This window comes from Aeribacillus sp. FSL W8-0870 (assembly GCF_037963755.1).
In the GTDB taxonomy this organism is placed as follows: domain Bacteria; phylum Bacillota; class Bacilli; order Bacillales; family Aeribacillaceae; genus Aeribacillus; species Aeribacillus composti.
This window is the reverse complement of sequence record NZ_CP150165.1, coordinates 689,716-707,465: the sequence shown is the minus strand read 5'-3', so window position 1 is coordinate 707,465 and position 17,750 is coordinate 689,716. Positions and strand designations below refer to the sequence as shown.

Here is a 17,750-nt window from a genome sequence, read left to right as displayed (position 1 = left end):
AAAATATTTCTTCAAGAATGGGGCTGTCTAATAAGTCGTTTTTTCGGCTTATTGACGGCCCCCTTTTATGTTTTAGAAACGTTGATATATCATCGATGTTTATGATTTTTGTTTTCAATAGGGATTTGACTTTCTAAGACAGCTCCTTCTGTTTTTTTACCATATTTACTAAATTCTATTTCATTTTTTCCCCAAAGCATGCAGAAAATTCTCTTAAACCTGAATTTGTCCAAAATCTGACTTCTTTTTTCAAGACTTATTGCACAGCTCTTCTTTTAACAGCTTCGGTAAATAATCGATATGAAATACATCATCTGGAAAGGTGATTCCTAAGTCTTCATCTTCATATAAAAACTCTTGAAGCACCTCATTTAATGCCGTCATATAAAATTCATGCAAAAATTCGTAGCTGAAGGTTTCCCGAGGCATTAAAGATTGCGCACACACATTCGGATGGCAATAATTTAAATACGTGCGGCACGGAGTCGGTCTGACCTCGTAAACTTTGCAAGTATTGGACGACCGATCTAAAAATGGACAGCTCACTTGTTCAGAAATGTACTTGAATTTAAATTGAGGATCTTCATGAAAATCGATGGAGCATACTTTTTCCAGTTGCTCCTTGTTCGATTCGAAATAATTCAATAAATGTTCAAAAATATCTTGCTTCTGTTCTTCTGGCAGGCTTTGAATATATTGCAAAATTAATTTGGCTTCCAAGCGGGTGGTGATAATCGGAAAATAACAACAATAAGCACAGCCTTTAAAACAGGAAGGTTGTATATTCACTTTTGTTTCAATTTCTTTAATTTGGGAATCTATTAATTTTAAGAGTGCTGTAAATGTTTCTAGAATAATTTCGGAAGCACTTTTGTTTTCTGGGTTTTCTAAAATATGATCAATCGTGTCATAAAACAGCTGCTCATCCGGAATATAATGTATATTAATTGTTTCACAGATTTTCAACATGTCTTCGTAGGTTAATCGATTATCCAAAAGACTTCGACTCCTTGCAACAATGTCTTTTCAATATCGTAAATCATCGCCTTCAAAAAATCCATCAGGTACATCTTTTAAAATTTCAGCAACCAAAATGCACCTTTGGCCGTCAAACCGCTTCCAATCAGCCGCTTTCTACAAATGATTCGATAATTTTAACATTCGTTACAGTCCCAGTTTGTCTCAAGTACTTTCAGGTGCTGAGCGCTGGAATATGTCTATTTTCAGGAGATCATTCCCAAAAGACTTTCCTTATTTTAAATATTTCAAAATAAGCTCATAGCAAGTTTTCTTATAAAACTCATGAAGATGATCTTCATCACGCATTAACCACTGAATGAGACATCCATCGATGATCGAGCGAATCATTTTGGAAGCTGTATCGACATCAATGTCAGCTGAAAACGTTCCTTCCTCTTGACCAAGAGCAACAATGTCACGGCCGATTTTCCAGCAGTTTTCGTAAAACTTGAGATTTATAAGCCGATATTGCGGATTTCGGCTCGCTTGTGCCATAAAATCAAGATACACTTTGTAAAATTTTTTATTCTTTTTTGGATCGATAAAAACAGAATGGATATAAGCCTCTAATTTATTTATCGCTGCTGTCTGCTTACTAACCGCTTTATACTCTTGTTGATAAATGCGATCCGTCACCCATTCCAGCAAGCTTAAAAAAACGTCCTCCTTATTTTCAAAGTAATAATTCGTAACCCCTTTGCTTACACCTGCATAATCAGCAATATCCTGCAATGTTACCGTTTCGTACCCTTTATCTGAAACAGCTTGAAAAGCAGCCCTTAAAATTTGTTCTCGCCTTTCTTCTGCTTTTTTCTTCATAAAAACACCCCTCGAACTTCGGTCATAACGATATTATACATGAATTTTTGACGATAAAAATATTTTGACCGGTCAGAATAATTTTGTTATCGTAAAAGCAAGAATATGAAAAACAATAAGGGGGATGTCGAGTGGACCACTTCAAAGCGTTAGTAGTGAACAAAACGGAGACAGATTTTTCAGTGAAAGTACAAACCATTTCCATGAATGACCTTCCAGAAGGAGATGTCGTCATAAAAGTTGCTTATTCCAGTGTCAATTATAAAGATGGATTAGCTTCCATTCCGAATGGGAAAATTGTAAAATCGTATCCGTTCGTACCAGGTATCGATCTAGCCGGCACTGTTGTTTCTTCTAAAGATCCGCGCTTTAAAGAGGGAGACGAAGTTATTGCAACAAGCTATGAAATCGGCGTGACACATTACGGCGGCTACAGCGAATACGCCCGCATTCCTGCAGATTGGATTGTCCCTCTTCCAAAAGGATTGACACTAAAAGAAGCTATGGCTTTAGGAACAGCTGGATTTACGGCGGCATTGTCTGTCCATCGTTTAGAAGAAAATGGGTTAACTCCTGACAAAGGAAAAGTACTCGTTACAGGAGCAACCGGCGGAGTCGGAAGCATCGCAGTTTCCATGTTGGCAAAACGAAACTATCATGTTGTCGCAAGTACAGGCAAAGAAACAGAACATGAATATTTACGCGAGCTTGGCGCAAAAGAAATCCTTTCTCGCGAAGAAGTTTGTCCAGAACAGATCCGTCCGTTAGATAAACAATATTGGGCAGCAGCCGTTGACCCTGTAGGCGGGAAAACCCTTGCCGCAATCCTTAGCAGAATTCAATACAACGGCTCTGTAGCAGTCAGTGGGCTAACTGGAGGCAGCGACGTTCCAACGACTGTCTTCCCATTTATTCTACGCGGAGTCAACCTGCTTGGCATCGATTCGGTCTATTGCCAAATGGAATTGCGAAAACAAATTTGGGAGCGAATGGCCGCTGATTTAAAACCTGATAAACTACTAGAATCTATTGCGCAAGAAATCACACTCGATCAGCTTCCTGACGCATTATCGAACATTCTAAAAGGCAAACTGCGCGGCAGAACGGTTGTAAAGCTCTCATAATACTCGCAGCATTTTCTGGGTTTTGATTGAAAATAGTTCCCTTTTTGAAACGGGAAATCGGTATTTAAAAAAATTTTTAGTGAATTGATGACAAAAAGCTCAGCATATGCCGAGCTTTTTGTCTGTCAACAGTTCTTAAAAAAGTTTGCAACTCATTACTAGCAACTAATCCGCAGTTTTTTTAGATAAATTATTTCTTTTAGTTCGGTCTCAGTATTTTACGTACATGGTATGCAACAGAAAATTCGACCCTAGCTCTACACCTTTGTTTACACAGTCAACTTGTTTAAAACAGCGGAATAGGTTTAATCATTTGCTGTTTTTATCCTTAACTAGAGATTACACAAGAGACTGAATATTCAGTCTCTTGTACGGAAAATAGGAACCATTTTTTTACCTTAGTTAAGTTCATCTAATTGTGCAAATTTTGTATGAATGATTATTGCAATGTCAATTCGGCTTCTGATTGAAGAACTGTTGGATCATCATGCTTTTTTCGAACGAGAAGCAGTGCCAAGGCTGCGCAAATGCCCGGAGCTGCAAAGGCAATAAAGCATATGCCAATCGGTGCTTTCAGAGATAAAAGCATCCCGCCCAATGTAGGGCCAACCATGCCGCCGAGACGTCCTACACCATTCGCCAATCCAACCCCTGTTGAACGCACATGTGCGGGATAATACTGGGAAACAAATGCGTTTAATAAGCTTTGGTTCCCCATCGTACAAACACCAGCAATGGCGATGAGCAAATAAAGGAAGAAAATATTGCTTTTGATCCCAAGAAGAGCAAGACACACTGCGCCGAGAATATACAAACCGGTAATTAATGCTTTCGAACCTCTGCGATCCGCCAAAATACCAATGATAATAGTTCCCAGCAATGCACCGCCGTTTAAGAAGATCGCAAATCCGAGACTGGAGATAAGCGGATAGCCTGCTGTCTCCATTAATTTAGGAAGCCAAGTATTTAGGCCATAGATCATTAACAACCCCATAAAGTAAACAATACAGAAAAGAATCGTAGGCAATGCCAGTTTGTTTTGAAAAAGCCCAATAAATGGAATTTTCTCTGTTTTCATCTCAGGTTCCTGTTCGGTTTCAATCAACTGCTTTTTATAGTCGGGGTCAATTTTTCTTAAAGTGCGCTCTAAATCGTCCAGTTTGCCTTTGCGAATTAAAAATTGTGGAGACTCAGGCAAAGACTTAATCATAAAAGGGATGATGAACAAAGGAATAACAGAAAACCATAGAACAGGTCTCCAGCCGAATGATGTGATAAATAAAACTCCGACAAGCGGTGCAAGTATACCGCCGACTTGGTTTCCGCACAATGCCAATGTAATCGCTTTATTTTTACTGGATTTAGGAATATATTCTGTAAGAAGTGAGATCACTGAAGGCAATGCGCCGCCAAAGCCAATTCCTGCTAAAAATCTGCACCATGAAAACAATGTTGCATTATCAACAAATCCCGATATTGTTGTCGCAAGACTAAAAATGATAATAGAGATGATGATAAGCGGCTTGCGCCCGAATTTATCTGCCAAAAGGCTGAGAATGATCGAACCGAACATCATGCCAAACAATCCATAGCTGCCAATAATGCCCGCCTGGATCGGCGACAGCTCCCATTCTTTCGATAATACCGGAACTACAGTACCATAAACAACCAAATCATACCCCTCAAAGCTAATCGTGAAAAGCCCCCAAAGCAATAAAACAGTGTGAAAGCGGTTAAATTTACTTGCATCTAAAAAATTTTTTACGGAAAGGCTTGTCATGTTCTCACTTCCTCCTTTTTTCGGCAAGATATAATAATTTAGAAAGGAAAAACTTCTTAAATGAATTTCATAGTTTTGATTACTTGTTCTTTTCAATGAAATATCGCTGAATGATTTGGTTATGGCGGAGGGGAGCGCTCCGCCACCATGGATTGCAAAAATCAAATCATGCGGGTGGACTTTTTGTGATGCTCCTCGTTCATGATCTTAAAATCATCGAGGGCATCCTTCTTCCACTCTTTTGCCAAATTCCTTCCTGAAACCTACGAAAAGCTTCAATCAAAATGCTGTGTGGAGCGGAAAGTAATGACACTATATCTCGTTAATGTTCGCTAGAATCCAATAAATCAATTAATTGGCTATAATAACTAGGAACTTGGTTGTTCAACTTTTCCCGAACTCCGCTGTCAACAAGTAATTGCAACTTCCTTTTCACAGCTTCAGACATCGTAGCATCCACATTTAACATACCGAGTGTGTCGATTACTTCATTCATCTCGGCCACCCGCCGTTCTGCATGGATGGCCGTTCTGGTCAACAACATATTAGCAGTTTCACCTAATGGTTTTCCTGTAACGGATTGATTCAATGATTCCATAACGATTTCTTCCACCCCGTATTTTCTGCTGGATTGAATGGTTTCCAACAGAAGTGCAGAAAACCCTTTCATAAAAATGCTGCGGAACATTTTGATGGCAGAAGAACTGCCGGCTTTTTCGCTAATAAATGTAAGATTCATTCCAAACTGTGTACCGATTTTTTGGAAATCTAGTGCACCTGAACCGCTTATATACATTGGCACTTTATGTTTTTTTAATGGTACGGAATCCATGACTGCCGCATCCACAAATTTTGCTCTTGTCTCAGCAACATAATCTGCAACCTTTTCCATTACCATTGGCGAAGCGGCATTTATATCAATATAGTAATGGTCGGGTGTTAAGTACGATTTGATATCTTTTGCGATAGGTTCGGCCGCTTTTGCACTCGTAGCGCAAAAAATGTACTCCGTTTTTTCACAAAGCTCTTCCAACGACGAAGCAAGTGGAATATGCAGCTTTTCCGTTCGCTCCCGGATAGCCGGTCCAAATGTCGGATGGTTAGCATTAACATCATACGCATAAATGATTTTTATTCCTTCTTGAAGCAGCCCTTCTGAAATTAAATAAGCTGCTTCGCCAAACCCTATAAAACCTACTATTGGTGCAGCCATGTACAATCTCCCCATCTCTTAGTCTAATAAACAATTAAAAATGTCCCATAACGGAATCCTGATATAGCTTCGCCTACGACAGCAAAGATTTTTTAAATGTCTCTTCATCCTCATAATAAATAACATTTTCCTTTTGTAACGTTTCTCTCAGATTGTAAAAATCAACGCTCAATTCGCCGTTTTCGATTTTTTCTTTTGTCCCTTTTTCTTTTTCCACTCTATTTTTGGCTGCTTCTAACGACGATTTAACATCTTCTTTCCGGATGACAACAATACCGTCGTCATCCGCCATAATTAAGTCACCAGGATTTACTTGCGTGCCGGCGCATACTGCCGGAGCGTTCACCCAGCCTCCTCTTGTTTTGGTTGTGCCTTCTGAATAAACTGCTTTCGACCATACTGGAAAACCAAGTTCACGAATTTGTTTCACATCTCGGATGCCGGCATCAATGACGACACCTTGTACACCGCGTTTCATAAGAGCTCGGACGATCAGCTCGCCAATCATTCCATGAACACCTTCACCGATTGTCGTAATCACTAATATATCACCCGGCTTGCAAACTTCGATAGCCGCATGAATCATCAAATTATCACCTGCATAGCAAATAGCTGTCACGGCAGGTCCGCAAATTAGTTTTCCTTCTTTAACAGGCTTCAGTTGATGTCCCAAGAGTCCTTGTTTACCTTGCGCCTCATAAACCGTCGACACGTCATAGTTTTTAAATTCCTCAATTAATTTCGGATCAGGCCGTTGAATATTTTGAACCACATATTTTTCCATTATACCAATTCACCACCAACGAGCGGGAAGAATCTGCTGAAAGCTTCCGCATATTTGTATTGTTGGTTGCCAGAGCATCTTCTTGCATGATTTCCACGCAGAGCTGCTTTAGCGGCATAATATTCAATCAAGTGCTTTTGAGCTTTAAAGCAGTTCATAGCTTCATATTTTTGTTCGTACGTATCAGTAATATCAACAATCACTTCCGGTTTAAAATCGCTGATTTCCGACTGATGCGGTTCAAAGCCGAAGATTTTCGGCTGTTTAATTTTTGGAAGTTCAACGTCGCGTACACCTGCCGAAGTTGCTAATACTGAAGCTTCAAATACAAACCGAGAAACGGTTTCATGGTCAGGATTAAACGCATCCCGCGGACCATGAGTCAAAATCACCTGCGGCTGTACTTCCCTGATTTTCTTAAGCAATTGCAGGGTGCGTTCCGGTGTGATGGTCATATGATAATCTTGATAGTCCCAGATTTCATAATCTTTAACACCTAAGCATTTGATGGCTGCCTCGATTTCGCTTCTGCGGACAGATTTTACGTTATCCAATGTTTGCCCTTCGATTTTCCATAAGTCATTGGACTCTCCTCTTGCCCCGTAGCTTAAAATAACGAGAGAAACTTTTGCTCCAGCTTTTACATATTTTGCAATGGTGCCGCCGCCTCTCCAAACAAAGTCCCCTGCATGAGCACTTACAACTAATAGATTCGTATTTTGATCAATCATATTTTTACCCCCTGTTCTTCTACCAATAATGAGGTATTAATGGTTGTCATACGCTTCACTTCCTCTTTCGTAAAACCGCCGTTATCAATTAGTTGACGAACAAATTCCAATATCCCTTCATCCGGATAAACATTTTTTTGTTGGCCTAAGTCTGTTGATAAAATGCAATGTTCAGGTCCAACATAACGGATTTCTTCAAAAACAGATTCCCAAGTCGCTTTATTTGAATATGGGGTCGTAAAACAATGTTCCATAACCGCTCCCATATCTGCTAATTCTTTTTGCTCTTCTTTTGATAGATTGATAGATGGAAAGTTAGGATGTGTAATGACAATTTTTTTTACACCCAATTTTCCTGCTTCTTTTACTAATTCATAAATTTCTTTTTTTCCTAAATGTCCGGTAGCCAAAATTAAATCGTGTTCCTTGATTACTTCCAGACAATCATACATTTCCTTTTTCAATTGATTTCCGTCAAGAATGCTTATTGTAGGCAAATGCTTCCCTTGTTCCTCCAGCTTTTGTCGCAGTTTAGCCCAGTGCGGCAGTTTTGCAGGGCTGCTCTTAGCAAAATGTTCCTGTTCGTTCGCAGAATCGAACGTAGGCATCCAAACAATTTTTGCCCCATCCCTTGCAGCCATTTCAACCGCAATCGGGTTTAATCCACCGACAGTATTATTCAAACAAATGGCCCCGATAGCATGAAAACCCGGGAAGTTTTTATTGACTAAAGATGCTCTTTCAGCTGTGCAAAAATAATGGGACTTGATGCCATAGCCTTTCATGCCGATCCGTTGGAGACGTTCTGCCATTTCAAAATCATCCAATTTACGAGGCAAAACATCCGGTCCGGTATGGACATGTAGGTCATAGGCATCTTTCAATAGCTCTTCGTACATAGAACAGCCTCTCTTTCAGAAATATTTTTAACAAAATTGTTTAACAATATTGTTGATGGTTAAAGTATATAGTATCTTTTTTCTTTCTGTCAACTCAAATTGTTTAAAAATTTAAAATTTCTATAAAACAGACGCTCGGTTAATGAAGCAGCTTCCTACCCACAGCTACTCGCATGTGCATTATTGAATATAAAAAATGGGCTGACTTTTGCTGATATGCTCCCTTAAGGTAGACAGATTAAAATATAAAAAATCTATTTTACCTTAGGGGGAGTTTTTCTATGTATAAGCAATATACTACAGAGTTCAAACTTGAAGTTTTACTTGCATATGAAAACCGAGAATGTACTATTCAAGAGCTTTGTAAAAGGTATCAAATTACTAAATATTCTTTAAGGCAATGGATAAATGAATTTGAGGAATTTGGAATAGAGGGTTTAGAACGTTCAAATTCTTGGAAAGGTTTTAAGGAAGCTGCTGTAAAAGATTATTTATCTGGTGAGTTCTCACAGTACAAGATTGTCAGGACATATGGTATTTCAAGTAGATCGATACTTCAAAGATGGATGAAGAAGTATAATAGCCATAGAGATTTACAGGATACGTCGAAAGGAAGGACAAGCTCTATGATTAAAGGAAGAAAAACGACTTGGAATGAACGGATACAAATTGTGCTTGATTGTTTAGGGAACGGAAAAGATTATAACAAAACAGCAGAGACTTATGAAGTTTCTTATCAACAAGTATATCAATGGGTGAAGAAGTATGAAAATGGTGGAGAAGAAGCGCTGAAAGACAAACGAGGAAGAAAAAAAGAAGAAGCAAAGTTATTTCCAGAAGAGAAAATGAACGCTTACGTGCGGAGAATCTATTTTTAAGAAAGTTAGAGGAAATCGAAAGGAGGCGAAAGTAAACCAAATATCGCAATCCGGGAACTTCATGAGAAAGAAAACCTAAGCATAATCTTATTATGTGAAATCGCCGGTATTTCACAAGCTGCTTACTATAAGAGGTTAAAACGTTCGCCTTCCTCCCGAGAACTTCAGAATGAAGAAATCGTAAAAGAGATGAAAGCTCTCCATGAGAAAGTTGACTGTTTTCTGCAAGAAAAAAATACAGAGTGTTGCAGTATATCTTTATCAAAATTTTGAATAAATATACATATATGTGATCTATCCATCAAGGCTTGACATGGATCCTCTGTAGCCATGATTCTTTAGCCAAGCGCCAGATTCAACAGTTTTGGCAAAACCAAAAAGGTTATCATGGCTCCTCCTCCATGTAAAGCCCCATTGCAAATCACTGCATAAGGATTTTGCAATTCTCTGCACTTTTATTTTGCAAAAAACAAGTTGACGGCATCTATGGTTACCGTCGAATGACGTTGAATATAAATCGAAAGCTTGGTCAGAACTTCAATCACAAACGAATTTATAGACTGATGAAAGTTGCCGGTATATAATGTGTTATTCGAAAAAAGAAGAAATCTTATAAGCGATCTACCCCTCAGCATGTTGCAGAAAATATATTGAATCGTGAATTCACAGCGGAAAAGCCAAATGAAAAATGGGTAACTGATGCCACAGAATTAAAATATGGTTCATCAAAGAAAGCCTAAGTGCTACCTGAATCCGTGACAAAACATCTTTACAATGGTCGCAAACCGTTGATACGATAAGGGAAAACGACGTTGACGATTCTTCATCAAGTAGGTGATGTGATGAAAGATTTCCCGATTCGGTTTGTATTGACAGATGAAGCGATTACCCCAAGTGCTGGGCTTGCTCTCGTTGGCTACTTACTCCATCGAACGAAACTGGATAAACGGGTAAACGCACTTCGGCTTCCAACGGTTCGTCGAGAAGTGCACATTTCCCATAGCGATGTCATTCGCTCGATGATTGGCTTGCTTGCCACAGGAAAAACGGATTTCGATCATATCGAAGCGTATCGTCAGGACGATATCTTTTCGGCATCGATGGGGATTCAGCACGTGCCTTCCTCTCCAACCTTGCGACAACGACTCGATCAGCTCGCTTGTCTTCCGATGACCGAAACGATTCTTTGGGAGGAGTCCATACGTCTGTTGATTCAACGACATGCCACTTTGTCCCCTTGTTGGACCAAAGGAAAGACGACATGGCTTCCCCTTGATATAGATGGTTCCCCATTTGACAACTCCGATACGAAAAAAGAAGGAGTCAGTCGAACGTATAAAGGATTTGACGGTTTTACACCGTTGTTTGCGTATGCAGGGAAGGAAGGGTATCTCGTTCATGCCGAGTTGCGTCCAGGGAAACAACATGTGCAAGACAACATGCCCTCGTTTTTAGTCACCGCTATCCGTCGAGCTCGTCAACTGACTTCATCTCGTCTGCTTGTTCGCATGGATGCAGGAAACGATGCAGAAGCGAATGTGCACGTATGCCTAAAGGAAGACGTGGACTTTGTCATCAAGCGAAACTTACGCCGAGAATCGAAAGCGCTTTGGTTCCAGATCGCTTCGCAAAAGGGCAAACGTGTCGATGATGGACAAAGCGAAGGAGTACAAACCTATGAGCTATGCCTTCCACAGAAGGCAGCGATCGATGGAAACACGTATACGTACGTTCAAGTCACCCAAGTGACGGAACGGACGATGGAACGCAATGGACAGCTGATGCTCGTTCCTGATTATGAAGTGGAAAGCTATTGGGTGCGGCTCAAAGGATACGAGCATGTTCGAATGAGCGATGTGCTCGCGTTGTATCATGACCATGCGACATGCGAACAGTTTCATAGCGAACTGAAGAGCGACTTAGATTTAGAGCGGCTTCCATCTGGGAAGATGAAAACGAATGCGCTCGTGTTGGTCATGGGAGCCTTCGTTTACAATCTTCTTCGTCTGATTGGACAAGATCTATTAAGCGATCCGAGACATCCGTTGCACCACAAAGTGAAACGCCGCCGCATCAAGACGATTATTCAGACGGTGATCACGATGGCAGGGCGACTCGTCCGTCGATCACGACAGATCTGGATGAAACTGACGCGAAGGAGTGGCTATAGCGAGCCCCTACTGAACGTCTATCAGAAATGGAGAGAGGCAAGATAACGAACGAATGTTCGGGAACTGATGTCCAACGTCACTCCCTGTGCTTTTTTGTCTATTTTTTTGGTTCGTATACCTAAAAAAGAGATTTGTTCCATTTTCGGAAATAGAGATGACATAGGTCATAAGCATAAAAAGGGTTTTATGGATTATCAATCCATCAAAATTACAACAAAATCAAAGTCGATTTCAATTCATCACGGATTCAGGTGCTATTCTTGATCTATATGATGGATCAATTGTGAGCTATGTTTTAGGACATTCCAATCATAATCATCTTGTATTCAAAACGTTGGATGAAGCCACCGCACTTTTAAATGGAGAGCATCCACTTATTCATAGTGACCGTGGGTTCCAATATACCTCTCATGGTTTTAAACGTAGGATAGACCAAGCAGGGATGACACAAAGTATGTCAAGAGTAGACAGGTGTATTGACAATGGGCCAATGGAATCTTTTTGGGGAACGCTTTAAATGCGAGAAGTATTATTTACATAAGTATCAGACATTTGAAGAATTGGCTCTTGCGATTGATGAGTACATCCGCTTTTATAATTATGAAAGGTATCCAAAAAGATTAAACGGTCTTAGCCCCATGGAATATAGAGCTAAAGCCGCTTAGGTATATTTTTATTATTTCTACTGTCTACTTGACAGGGGGCAGTTCAAAAAAGCCAGCCCATCAAAACTATATTTTTTATATAAGAAATGAGAAATTTTCCTCAATCGTTTTACGAATATTAGAAATATGTGTGCGGATCGCCTTCTCCGCTTCATCCGCATTACGGTTTTTTAATGCGAGATAGATACTTTTGTGTTCTTTTAAAGAATTTTCCTTCCTCCCTGGTATTAGAATTGTCCGGAGATGGTATCTTAACAATTGTACTTTGATCATGTTTACCATATCCACTGCCTGTTGGTTGTCGCTAGCTTCATAAATGATTTCGTGAAATCTTTTATTCATTTTCGAATAATCCTCAAAATTTCCAGAGTTTAAATATGACTCCATTTTATTTAAAATGTCTTCCAGTTCATTCAGTCTGTCATCTGTTATTTGTTTAACAGCACTGCGTATAATCAAACTTTCTAGTAATTCCCGGATTTCAAAATAGTTCACGACTTCTTTCACAGTAAAGGATTTTACCGTTGCTCCTTTATTTTCTTCCATATCAACTAAGCATTCCTGCTCCAGCTTAAATAAAGCTTTCTTTACCGTATTTCTGCTTACACCGATTTGATTAGAGAGTTCACTTTCATTCAATTTTTGTGAAGGCAAAAACGCGCCGTTCATTATTCGTTCTTTAATGTATTCGTATGCAATATCCATTGGTCTTTTCATATTCAATCGCCTCGTAAATTATAATCAATCGCAAAAAATTGTTTAACAATATTATTACACATTAATTTTGATAAATTAGTCAATACTTTACAGAAACTTTTTGAGTTTTGATCCATTGCAAGTTGTTTAAAGAAAATGGTTCAACAAGCTTACTGGATTCTCCTTCCACATGATCTATATTTCTTCCTTCATTTTACCGTCTGCAAAATAATTTATGAAAGCGCTTATTGACAAACAATTCTTAAATTTGTAGAATAAAATTGTTCAACAATTATGTTTAATAATGGGAGGGGAGAAACAGATGAATCACCCAAGGGAACTGGATTTTGACATTGCCCACCTCGGCCATGTGGAACTGTTAACTCCAAAATTCGAGGAAAGCACCTTTTTTTTTAAGAACATACTCGGTTTACAGGAAGTATATAGAAATAATGAATCGGTTTATTTGCGCTGTTGGGGGGATTACGAAGAGTATTCGATCAAATTGACGAAATCTGATCAGGCTGGAGTCGGCCATACAGCATTGCGGACGATAAGTGCGGAAGCATTGGAACGAAAAGCGAAGGCGATCGAAGCCACCGGACGCGGAATCGGCTGGATTGATGGAGATAAAGGCCACGGGAGAGCATACCGCTATTACGGCCCGGATGGGCATATCATGGAACTGTATTATGAATCAAACTTTTATCAAGCTCCTGGTCATTTACGGCCTACACTGAAAAATCAACCACAAAAGTTCACTGGACATGGAGCTGCGGTAAAAACCTTAGATCACATCAACTATTTATCCTCAAATCCGGAAGCAGATGGAGAATTTGCAGAAAATGTCTTAGGTCTCCGTTTAACCGAGCAAATCGTCATGAATGACGGCCACAAAGCAGCTGTCTGGTATCGAGCAACTAATAAATCGTACGATCTTGTATATACCGAAGATTCAACTGGATCAAAAGGACGCCTGCACCATATCGCTTTTGCCGTCGAGAGCATGTCGGACATTGTGAGAGCAGCAAACTTTTTTATTGACCATGACGTTTATATTGAATTTGCCCCAAGCAAACACGCCATCAACCAAACATACTTTGTTTACGTTTATGAACCAGGCGGAAACCGTATTGAAGTCTGTTCCGGCGGATATCTGATTCTTGCACCAGATTGGAAGCCAATTACTTGGACTGAAGAAGAACGCAAACGCGGCCAAGCCTGGGGAAATAAAACGGTTGAAACCTTCCATACTTACGGAACTCCAATTATTGCCGAACTGGATAAAGCGGGGAAAAAATAAAACGAAAGCCCTCTGCTCCTCTTTGAAGTATTGATCTTTTTCAAGGAGGAGCGATTTTTACTTTCTTAATTATGTGTTCTTTCATGTTAGTCTAACTTATAGACACACGGAATATAGAAATGAATAAAAAATTTATTAATTGACGGAATTCAAAAAATCCTGTTTCTTCTAGAAGAATCCAAGTGAATTTCCTGTGGTTTACTGATAATCTAAGCAACCATTGTTTCTGATCTTGGCAAAACCGCTGCCATTTGAATCAACGCAATGTAGGCAGCCTCTCTTCTATTGTCTCTGCAATGAATTAAGAAATTGATTGAGCAGTTAACTTTTACAGCAGTTAATCTAGTTTCGAATTCCAACAATCTCGATTTCGCATTCCGGCACAATCGCTTTTGCTAAGTCCAACACTCTCATACTTGGGATTTTAGGAATGAAAAATTCCCTTGTCTTCATACTTTCAAGAGAGTTAATCACAAACTGAACACCTTGATCAAGTGTAATCCAAAAACGAGGCATTCTTTCATCTGTAATAGGCTATTTACCAGCATGCCGAATTTTCTTAAAGAATGGAATACCAATGCCTCGGCTGCCTACAACATTTCCACAACGAACAACTGAAAATCTCGTGTTTTCACCTACGTAAGAGTTTGCAACAATAAAAAGTTTGTCCAGACGCAAGATTCGTCGCACCATACAAGTTTACAGAACTACAAGCTTTATCTGTACGTAATGCAATAACTCTTTGAACCCCCTCTGTCAATCGCTGCTTCAGTAATATTATGTGCTCTGTAAATATTTGTTTTTGCTGCTTCAAAAGGGTTGTACTCAAATGCCGGCACTTGCTTCATGGGATTAGCTAGCACAACTGCATCAATACCATCAAACGCACGATATAAACGATCTTTGTATCGTACATCCCCAATGAAAAAACGAAGTCTTGAGTCTGTATATTCTTGTGCCATTTCATATTGTTTTAATTCATCGCGGATAAAAACAATCACTTTTTTAACATCATATTTTATTATTTTTTTCAAAGCGCTTGCCAAAAGATCCTGTTCCGCCTGTAATTAAAATCTAGTATCATTGTGAATCCTTCCTCATCTTCAATTCATACCAATTATTTTTAACAGCTTAAAAATATCAATCGACAATTTCTAATATCTCTTTAAATACATCATTCAAATCCTTTTTCACCAACCGATACGATACAGCCCACTCAGCGATTAGGCGTCTATATTCCTTTACAATCACTTTTGCCTTGTTGATGAGATCAGGGCTGTTTCGGACAGCCGTTATTTCTTTTGATGCCAATTCATATTCAAATTGTGTCATTGGTCGGAGAAATGCTTTGTAAAATAATGTTTTTAACACTTCATTTGTTTTTTCATCCACTGCCGTAAATAAACGGTGCAGCTTATTCAGCTTTCTTGAATTGACCGTTTCTTCTATTTTATTTATGAAGCTATTAATTTCCTTTATTTTTCCTTCTATTTGTTCCGCATCTGTGATCAATTGCTGCCATTGTTCCTTTATATATTTGAGATTGTAATTAGGTTTTTGATCTGACAGCCAATGATTAACTACAACATTTTGGGGCAGCTCTTGCATAATTGCTGCTAATTCTTTATAAATCGTATGCTTGATTTTTGCTCCATTTTTGGTCGTATTATAAACTGTCTTATCTTTCATCCCCGATAAAATAAGTTCCATACTTGTTTTCATCCGGACAAATCCGTCATTTGTGAGGACTTTGCCTCCATCCACAGATTCTATTTCAAATGCATTCTCTATTTCTTTTTCGTTTAATTCATTTTTCACAAAATCATACTCAATTCCTGAAGCATAACGTTTATTTTGCTGATAGGAAAAATTTTGGCCTACTAAAATAATGGGATGAAAATCCAAATGATTTAATAATTGTAAAGTCATAATCGCGATTGACGGAGAATCGACTGCAATATCGATATGATCATATTCGTTATGTTTAATGGTATGTGCTGAAATATTATCTTGGCTTGTAATAAAGTGCGCCATTTTCCCCGGGTAGTCTTCCAATGTTTCAAATCCGACGCTGGAACCGAAAATGATCGGAATATCCATGATTCCTTTTTCTTTTATTTTTTGGAAAACGAACTGATTCTTTTCAGTAGGGTCGTATGTAAATGCTGCATCCGGATATATATCATGTTCAATTAATGCATTGATCGCAGAGCCGACAGAGAAAATATAAGCAGAACGATCTTTTTTAATTTTTTTTAAGTTGTCAAATTCTTCATTTAAAGACGGTCCAGCCGCTACTAAAATAGCAGGTTTGTTTTCAAACAAAGATTTATCGAAATCGGTTAATATGTTTGGCGTTTTTAATAAATACGGGAAATTTTTCAAACTATTATATGTCCAGCGTTTTTGAAAGCTGATCGTCGTGATAAAACGACTTTTTTTCTCTTTTAAATATTGTTGAAATGCAGTGAAATATCGATTGACCTCTTCTTTAAAAATTCTTTCATAGCTCGGTAACACAATGATTTGCGGGGGGTTGTTTACATCGTTGACATCTTGTAAAATCGCTGGTAAAATGTGTTCTTCTTTTTCAACTAAATGTAAATGTTTGATGTTTGAATAGACTTTTTTCTTTTTTAAATTTATGACACTGAGTGCTTTTTTTAATATGAAAGGATTAAACTCAATGATAGAAAACCAAGAAGGTGAAAACGCTTCTGCAATGGCTTCGATATAATATCCTAGTCCAAAACCTATAAAAATGATCGGCTCCCTCTCTTCTAATTTTGTTTTTATTTTTTCAACGAAAACATCTGTTTCTTTTTCAGGATTATAAGCACTGTGAATAAATTGCTTTTGGTTGTTTGTTTCGATTTGCAGCGTTTTTTGTCCGTTTTTTGCCTCAATTAATTTTACATTCTCTGATTCGTTTAATTCATCTAACCGTTCTAAAACATTTTTCGCTTTTTCCCGCAAAATGATTCGATTATCAATTAGCATTTGAATCGTCCTCTGCTTTTAATATCTCTTTCATTTGTGCAAATAACGGCAAAAGTTCATATTGAATAAAATCTGCTAAAAGAATAACATCTTGATTCTCCATTGCTTTAAGGAGCTGCTCAGATACGGAACTTATTCCGGCGACAATGTTTTCATGTTTTTCGCCCAATTTGGATTGGGAAAAAATTTGGTACAAATAATGAAGTCCTTCGGAAAGATGGACAAATTGCTGCCATATGTCCCCCGTGTTTTCCCCAGCATACAATTTTTCCGACAGCTGTATTAAAACCTGTTCTGCCCTTTCAATATATTGATAGCCTTCATGTTTCAATTCTAACATCCATTCACGTTCAGTGATTCCAACTATTTCAACAGGAACTTCCTGATTGCTGTATTCATTTATTAAATCTTGTATATCAGAATAAAATGGCGTACCGTTAACAAGAAAATGGCTAAAAACAAGCCCGTTTTCATTTAATCTATCATTTACGTGTTTCATAAACTTTTCGAGCTCATCAAGATTATCTCCGTTAATTTTTAACACTTTATCTTGAAAAATAATATTCATCGCGCTACTCCTCAACTGATGGTTTCTTATATATTATATCGACAAAATCCAACAATTTTAAATATAGAATATGTAACACAATTATCAACATATGTTCCC

The 17,750-nt window shown here is 38.5% G+C and carries 14 protein-coding genes and 2 pseudogenes; 5 read left to right on the top strand and 11 right to left on the bottom strand.

Annotation, left to right across the window (positions count from 1 at the left end):
• Positions 1-249: 249 nt before the first annotated feature.
• Positions 250-996, bottom strand: coding sequence for a YkgJ family cysteine cluster protein (locus NSU02_RS03515; RefSeq protein WP_261308704.1), 747 nt, complete (start codon positions 994-996; stop codon positions 250-252).
• A gap of 255 nt (positions 997-1,251) precedes the next feature.
• A complete protein-coding gene (locus NSU02_RS03510) occupies positions 1,252-1,839 on the bottom strand; it encodes a TetR/AcrR family transcriptional regulator (RefSeq protein ID WP_339194251.1) in 588 nt (195 codons plus the stop codon).
• A gap of 131 nt (positions 1,840-1,970) precedes the next feature.
• Between NSU02_RS03510 and NSU02_RS03505 the strand changes: the two genes are divergently transcribed.
• On the top strand, positions 1,971-2,963 hold the full coding sequence (locus tag NSU02_RS03505) for an acryloyl-CoA reductase (protein ID WP_339194249.1): 993 nt from the start codon (positions 1,971-1,973) through the stop codon (positions 2,961-2,963).
• A gap of 439 nt (positions 2,964-3,402) precedes the next feature.
• Here NSU02_RS03505 and NSU02_RS03500 read toward each other — a convergent pair whose 3' ends face one another.
• The 5 genes from NSU02_RS03500 to NSU02_RS03480 all read right to left on the bottom strand — a co-directional run bounded on the left by NSU02_RS03500 (position 3,403) and on the right by NSU02_RS03480 (position 8,370).
• The gene (locus NSU02_RS03500; protein WP_339194248.1) at positions 3,403-4,743 is read right to left on the bottom strand and encodes an aromatic acid/H+ symport family MFS transporter; all 1,341 of its coding nucleotides are present in this window, start codon (positions 4,741-4,743) and stop codon (positions 3,403-3,405) included.
• 322 nt (positions 4,744-5,065) lie between these two features.
• Positions 5,066-5,956: a DUF1932 domain-containing protein gene (locus tag NSU02_RS03495; RefSeq protein WP_339194246.1), complete on the bottom strand. Its 891-nt coding sequence runs from the start codon at positions 5,954-5,956 to the stop codon at positions 5,066-5,068.
• A gap of 73 nt (positions 5,957-6,029) precedes the next feature.
• The gene (locus NSU02_RS03490; RefSeq protein ID WP_339194244.1) at positions 6,030-6,740 is read right to left on the bottom strand and encodes a 4-carboxy-4-hydroxy-2-oxoadipate aldolase/oxaloacetate decarboxylase; all 711 of its coding nucleotides are present in this window, start codon (positions 6,738-6,740) and stop codon (positions 6,030-6,032) included.
• Positions 6,740-7,471, bottom strand: coding sequence for a PIG-L deacetylase family protein (locus tag NSU02_RS03485; RefSeq protein ID WP_327847949.1), 732 nt, complete (start codon positions 7,469-7,471; stop codon positions 6,740-6,742). The genes NSU02_RS03490 and NSU02_RS03485 overlap by 1 nt, the downstream gene beginning before the upstream one ends.
• Complete coding sequence (locus tag NSU02_RS03480; protein WP_339194242.1) at positions 7,468-8,370, bottom strand: DUF6282 family protein; 903 nt, start codon at positions 8,368-8,370, stop codon at positions 7,468-7,470. Before NSU02_RS03480 ends, NSU02_RS03485 begins: the two co-directional genes overlap by 4 nt.
• Before the next feature lie 281 nt (positions 8,371-8,651).
• Between NSU02_RS03480 and NSU02_RS03475 the strand changes: the two genes are divergently transcribed.
• From NSU02_RS03475 to NSU02_RS03465, 3 genes and pseudogenes are all read left to right on the top strand, one after another.
• Positions 8,652-9,248: a transposase gene (locus NSU02_RS03475; protein WP_339194240.1), complete on the top strand. Its 597-nt coding sequence runs from the start codon at positions 8,652-8,654 to the stop codon at positions 9,246-9,248.
• 842 nt (positions 9,249-10,090) lie between these two features.
• The gene (locus tag NSU02_RS03470; RefSeq protein ID WP_044899598.1) at positions 10,091-11,464 is read left to right on the top strand and encodes an IS1380-like element ISGsp2 family transposase; all 1,374 of its coding nucleotides are present in this window, start codon (positions 10,091-10,093) and stop codon (positions 11,462-11,464) included.
• 190 nt (positions 11,465-11,654) lie between these two features.
• A pseudogene (locus tag NSU02_RS03465) lies at positions 11,655-12,084 on the top strand (IS3 family transposase); the annotation flags it as partial.
• Positions 12,085-12,159: 75 nt separating this feature from the next.
• Here the strand turns inward: NSU02_RS03465 and NSU02_RS03460 are convergent.
• Positions 12,160-12,801, bottom strand: a complete 642-nt coding sequence (locus NSU02_RS03460) for a GntR family transcriptional regulator (RefSeq protein WP_063386285.1) — start codon at positions 12,799-12,801, stop codon at positions 12,160-12,162.
• A 301-nt stretch (positions 12,802-13,102) separates the two neighbouring features.
• Here NSU02_RS03460 and NSU02_RS03455 point away from each other — a divergent pair, with 301 nt between their 5' ends.
• Positions 13,103-14,083 (top strand): catechol 2,3-dioxygenase, encoded by a 981-nt coding sequence (locus tag NSU02_RS03455; protein WP_339194238.1) that lies wholly within the window; start codon positions 13,103-13,105, stop codon positions 14,081-14,083.
• A 348-nt stretch (positions 14,084-14,431) separates the two neighbouring features.
• Here NSU02_RS03455 and NSU02_RS03450 read toward each other — a convergent pair.
• The 3 genes and pseudogenes from NSU02_RS03450 to NSU02_RS03440 all read right to left on the bottom strand — a co-directional run.
• A pseudogene (locus NSU02_RS03450) lies at positions 14,432-15,157 on the bottom strand (polysaccharide biosynthesis protein); the annotation flags it as partial.
• A 66-nt stretch (positions 15,158-15,223) separates the two neighbouring features.
• Positions 15,224-17,083: a 6-hydroxymethylpterin diphosphokinase MptE-like protein gene (locus NSU02_RS03445; protein WP_339194236.1), complete on the bottom strand. Its 1,860-nt coding sequence runs from the start codon at positions 17,081-17,083 to the stop codon at positions 15,224-15,226.
• A complete protein-coding gene (locus NSU02_RS03440; protein WP_327847944.1) occupies positions 17,073-17,651 on the bottom strand; it encodes a hypothetical protein in 579 nt (192 codons plus the stop codon). The genes NSU02_RS03445 and NSU02_RS03440 overlap by 11 nt, the downstream gene beginning before the upstream one ends.
• Between the last annotated feature and the right edge of the window lie 99 nt (positions 17,652-17,750).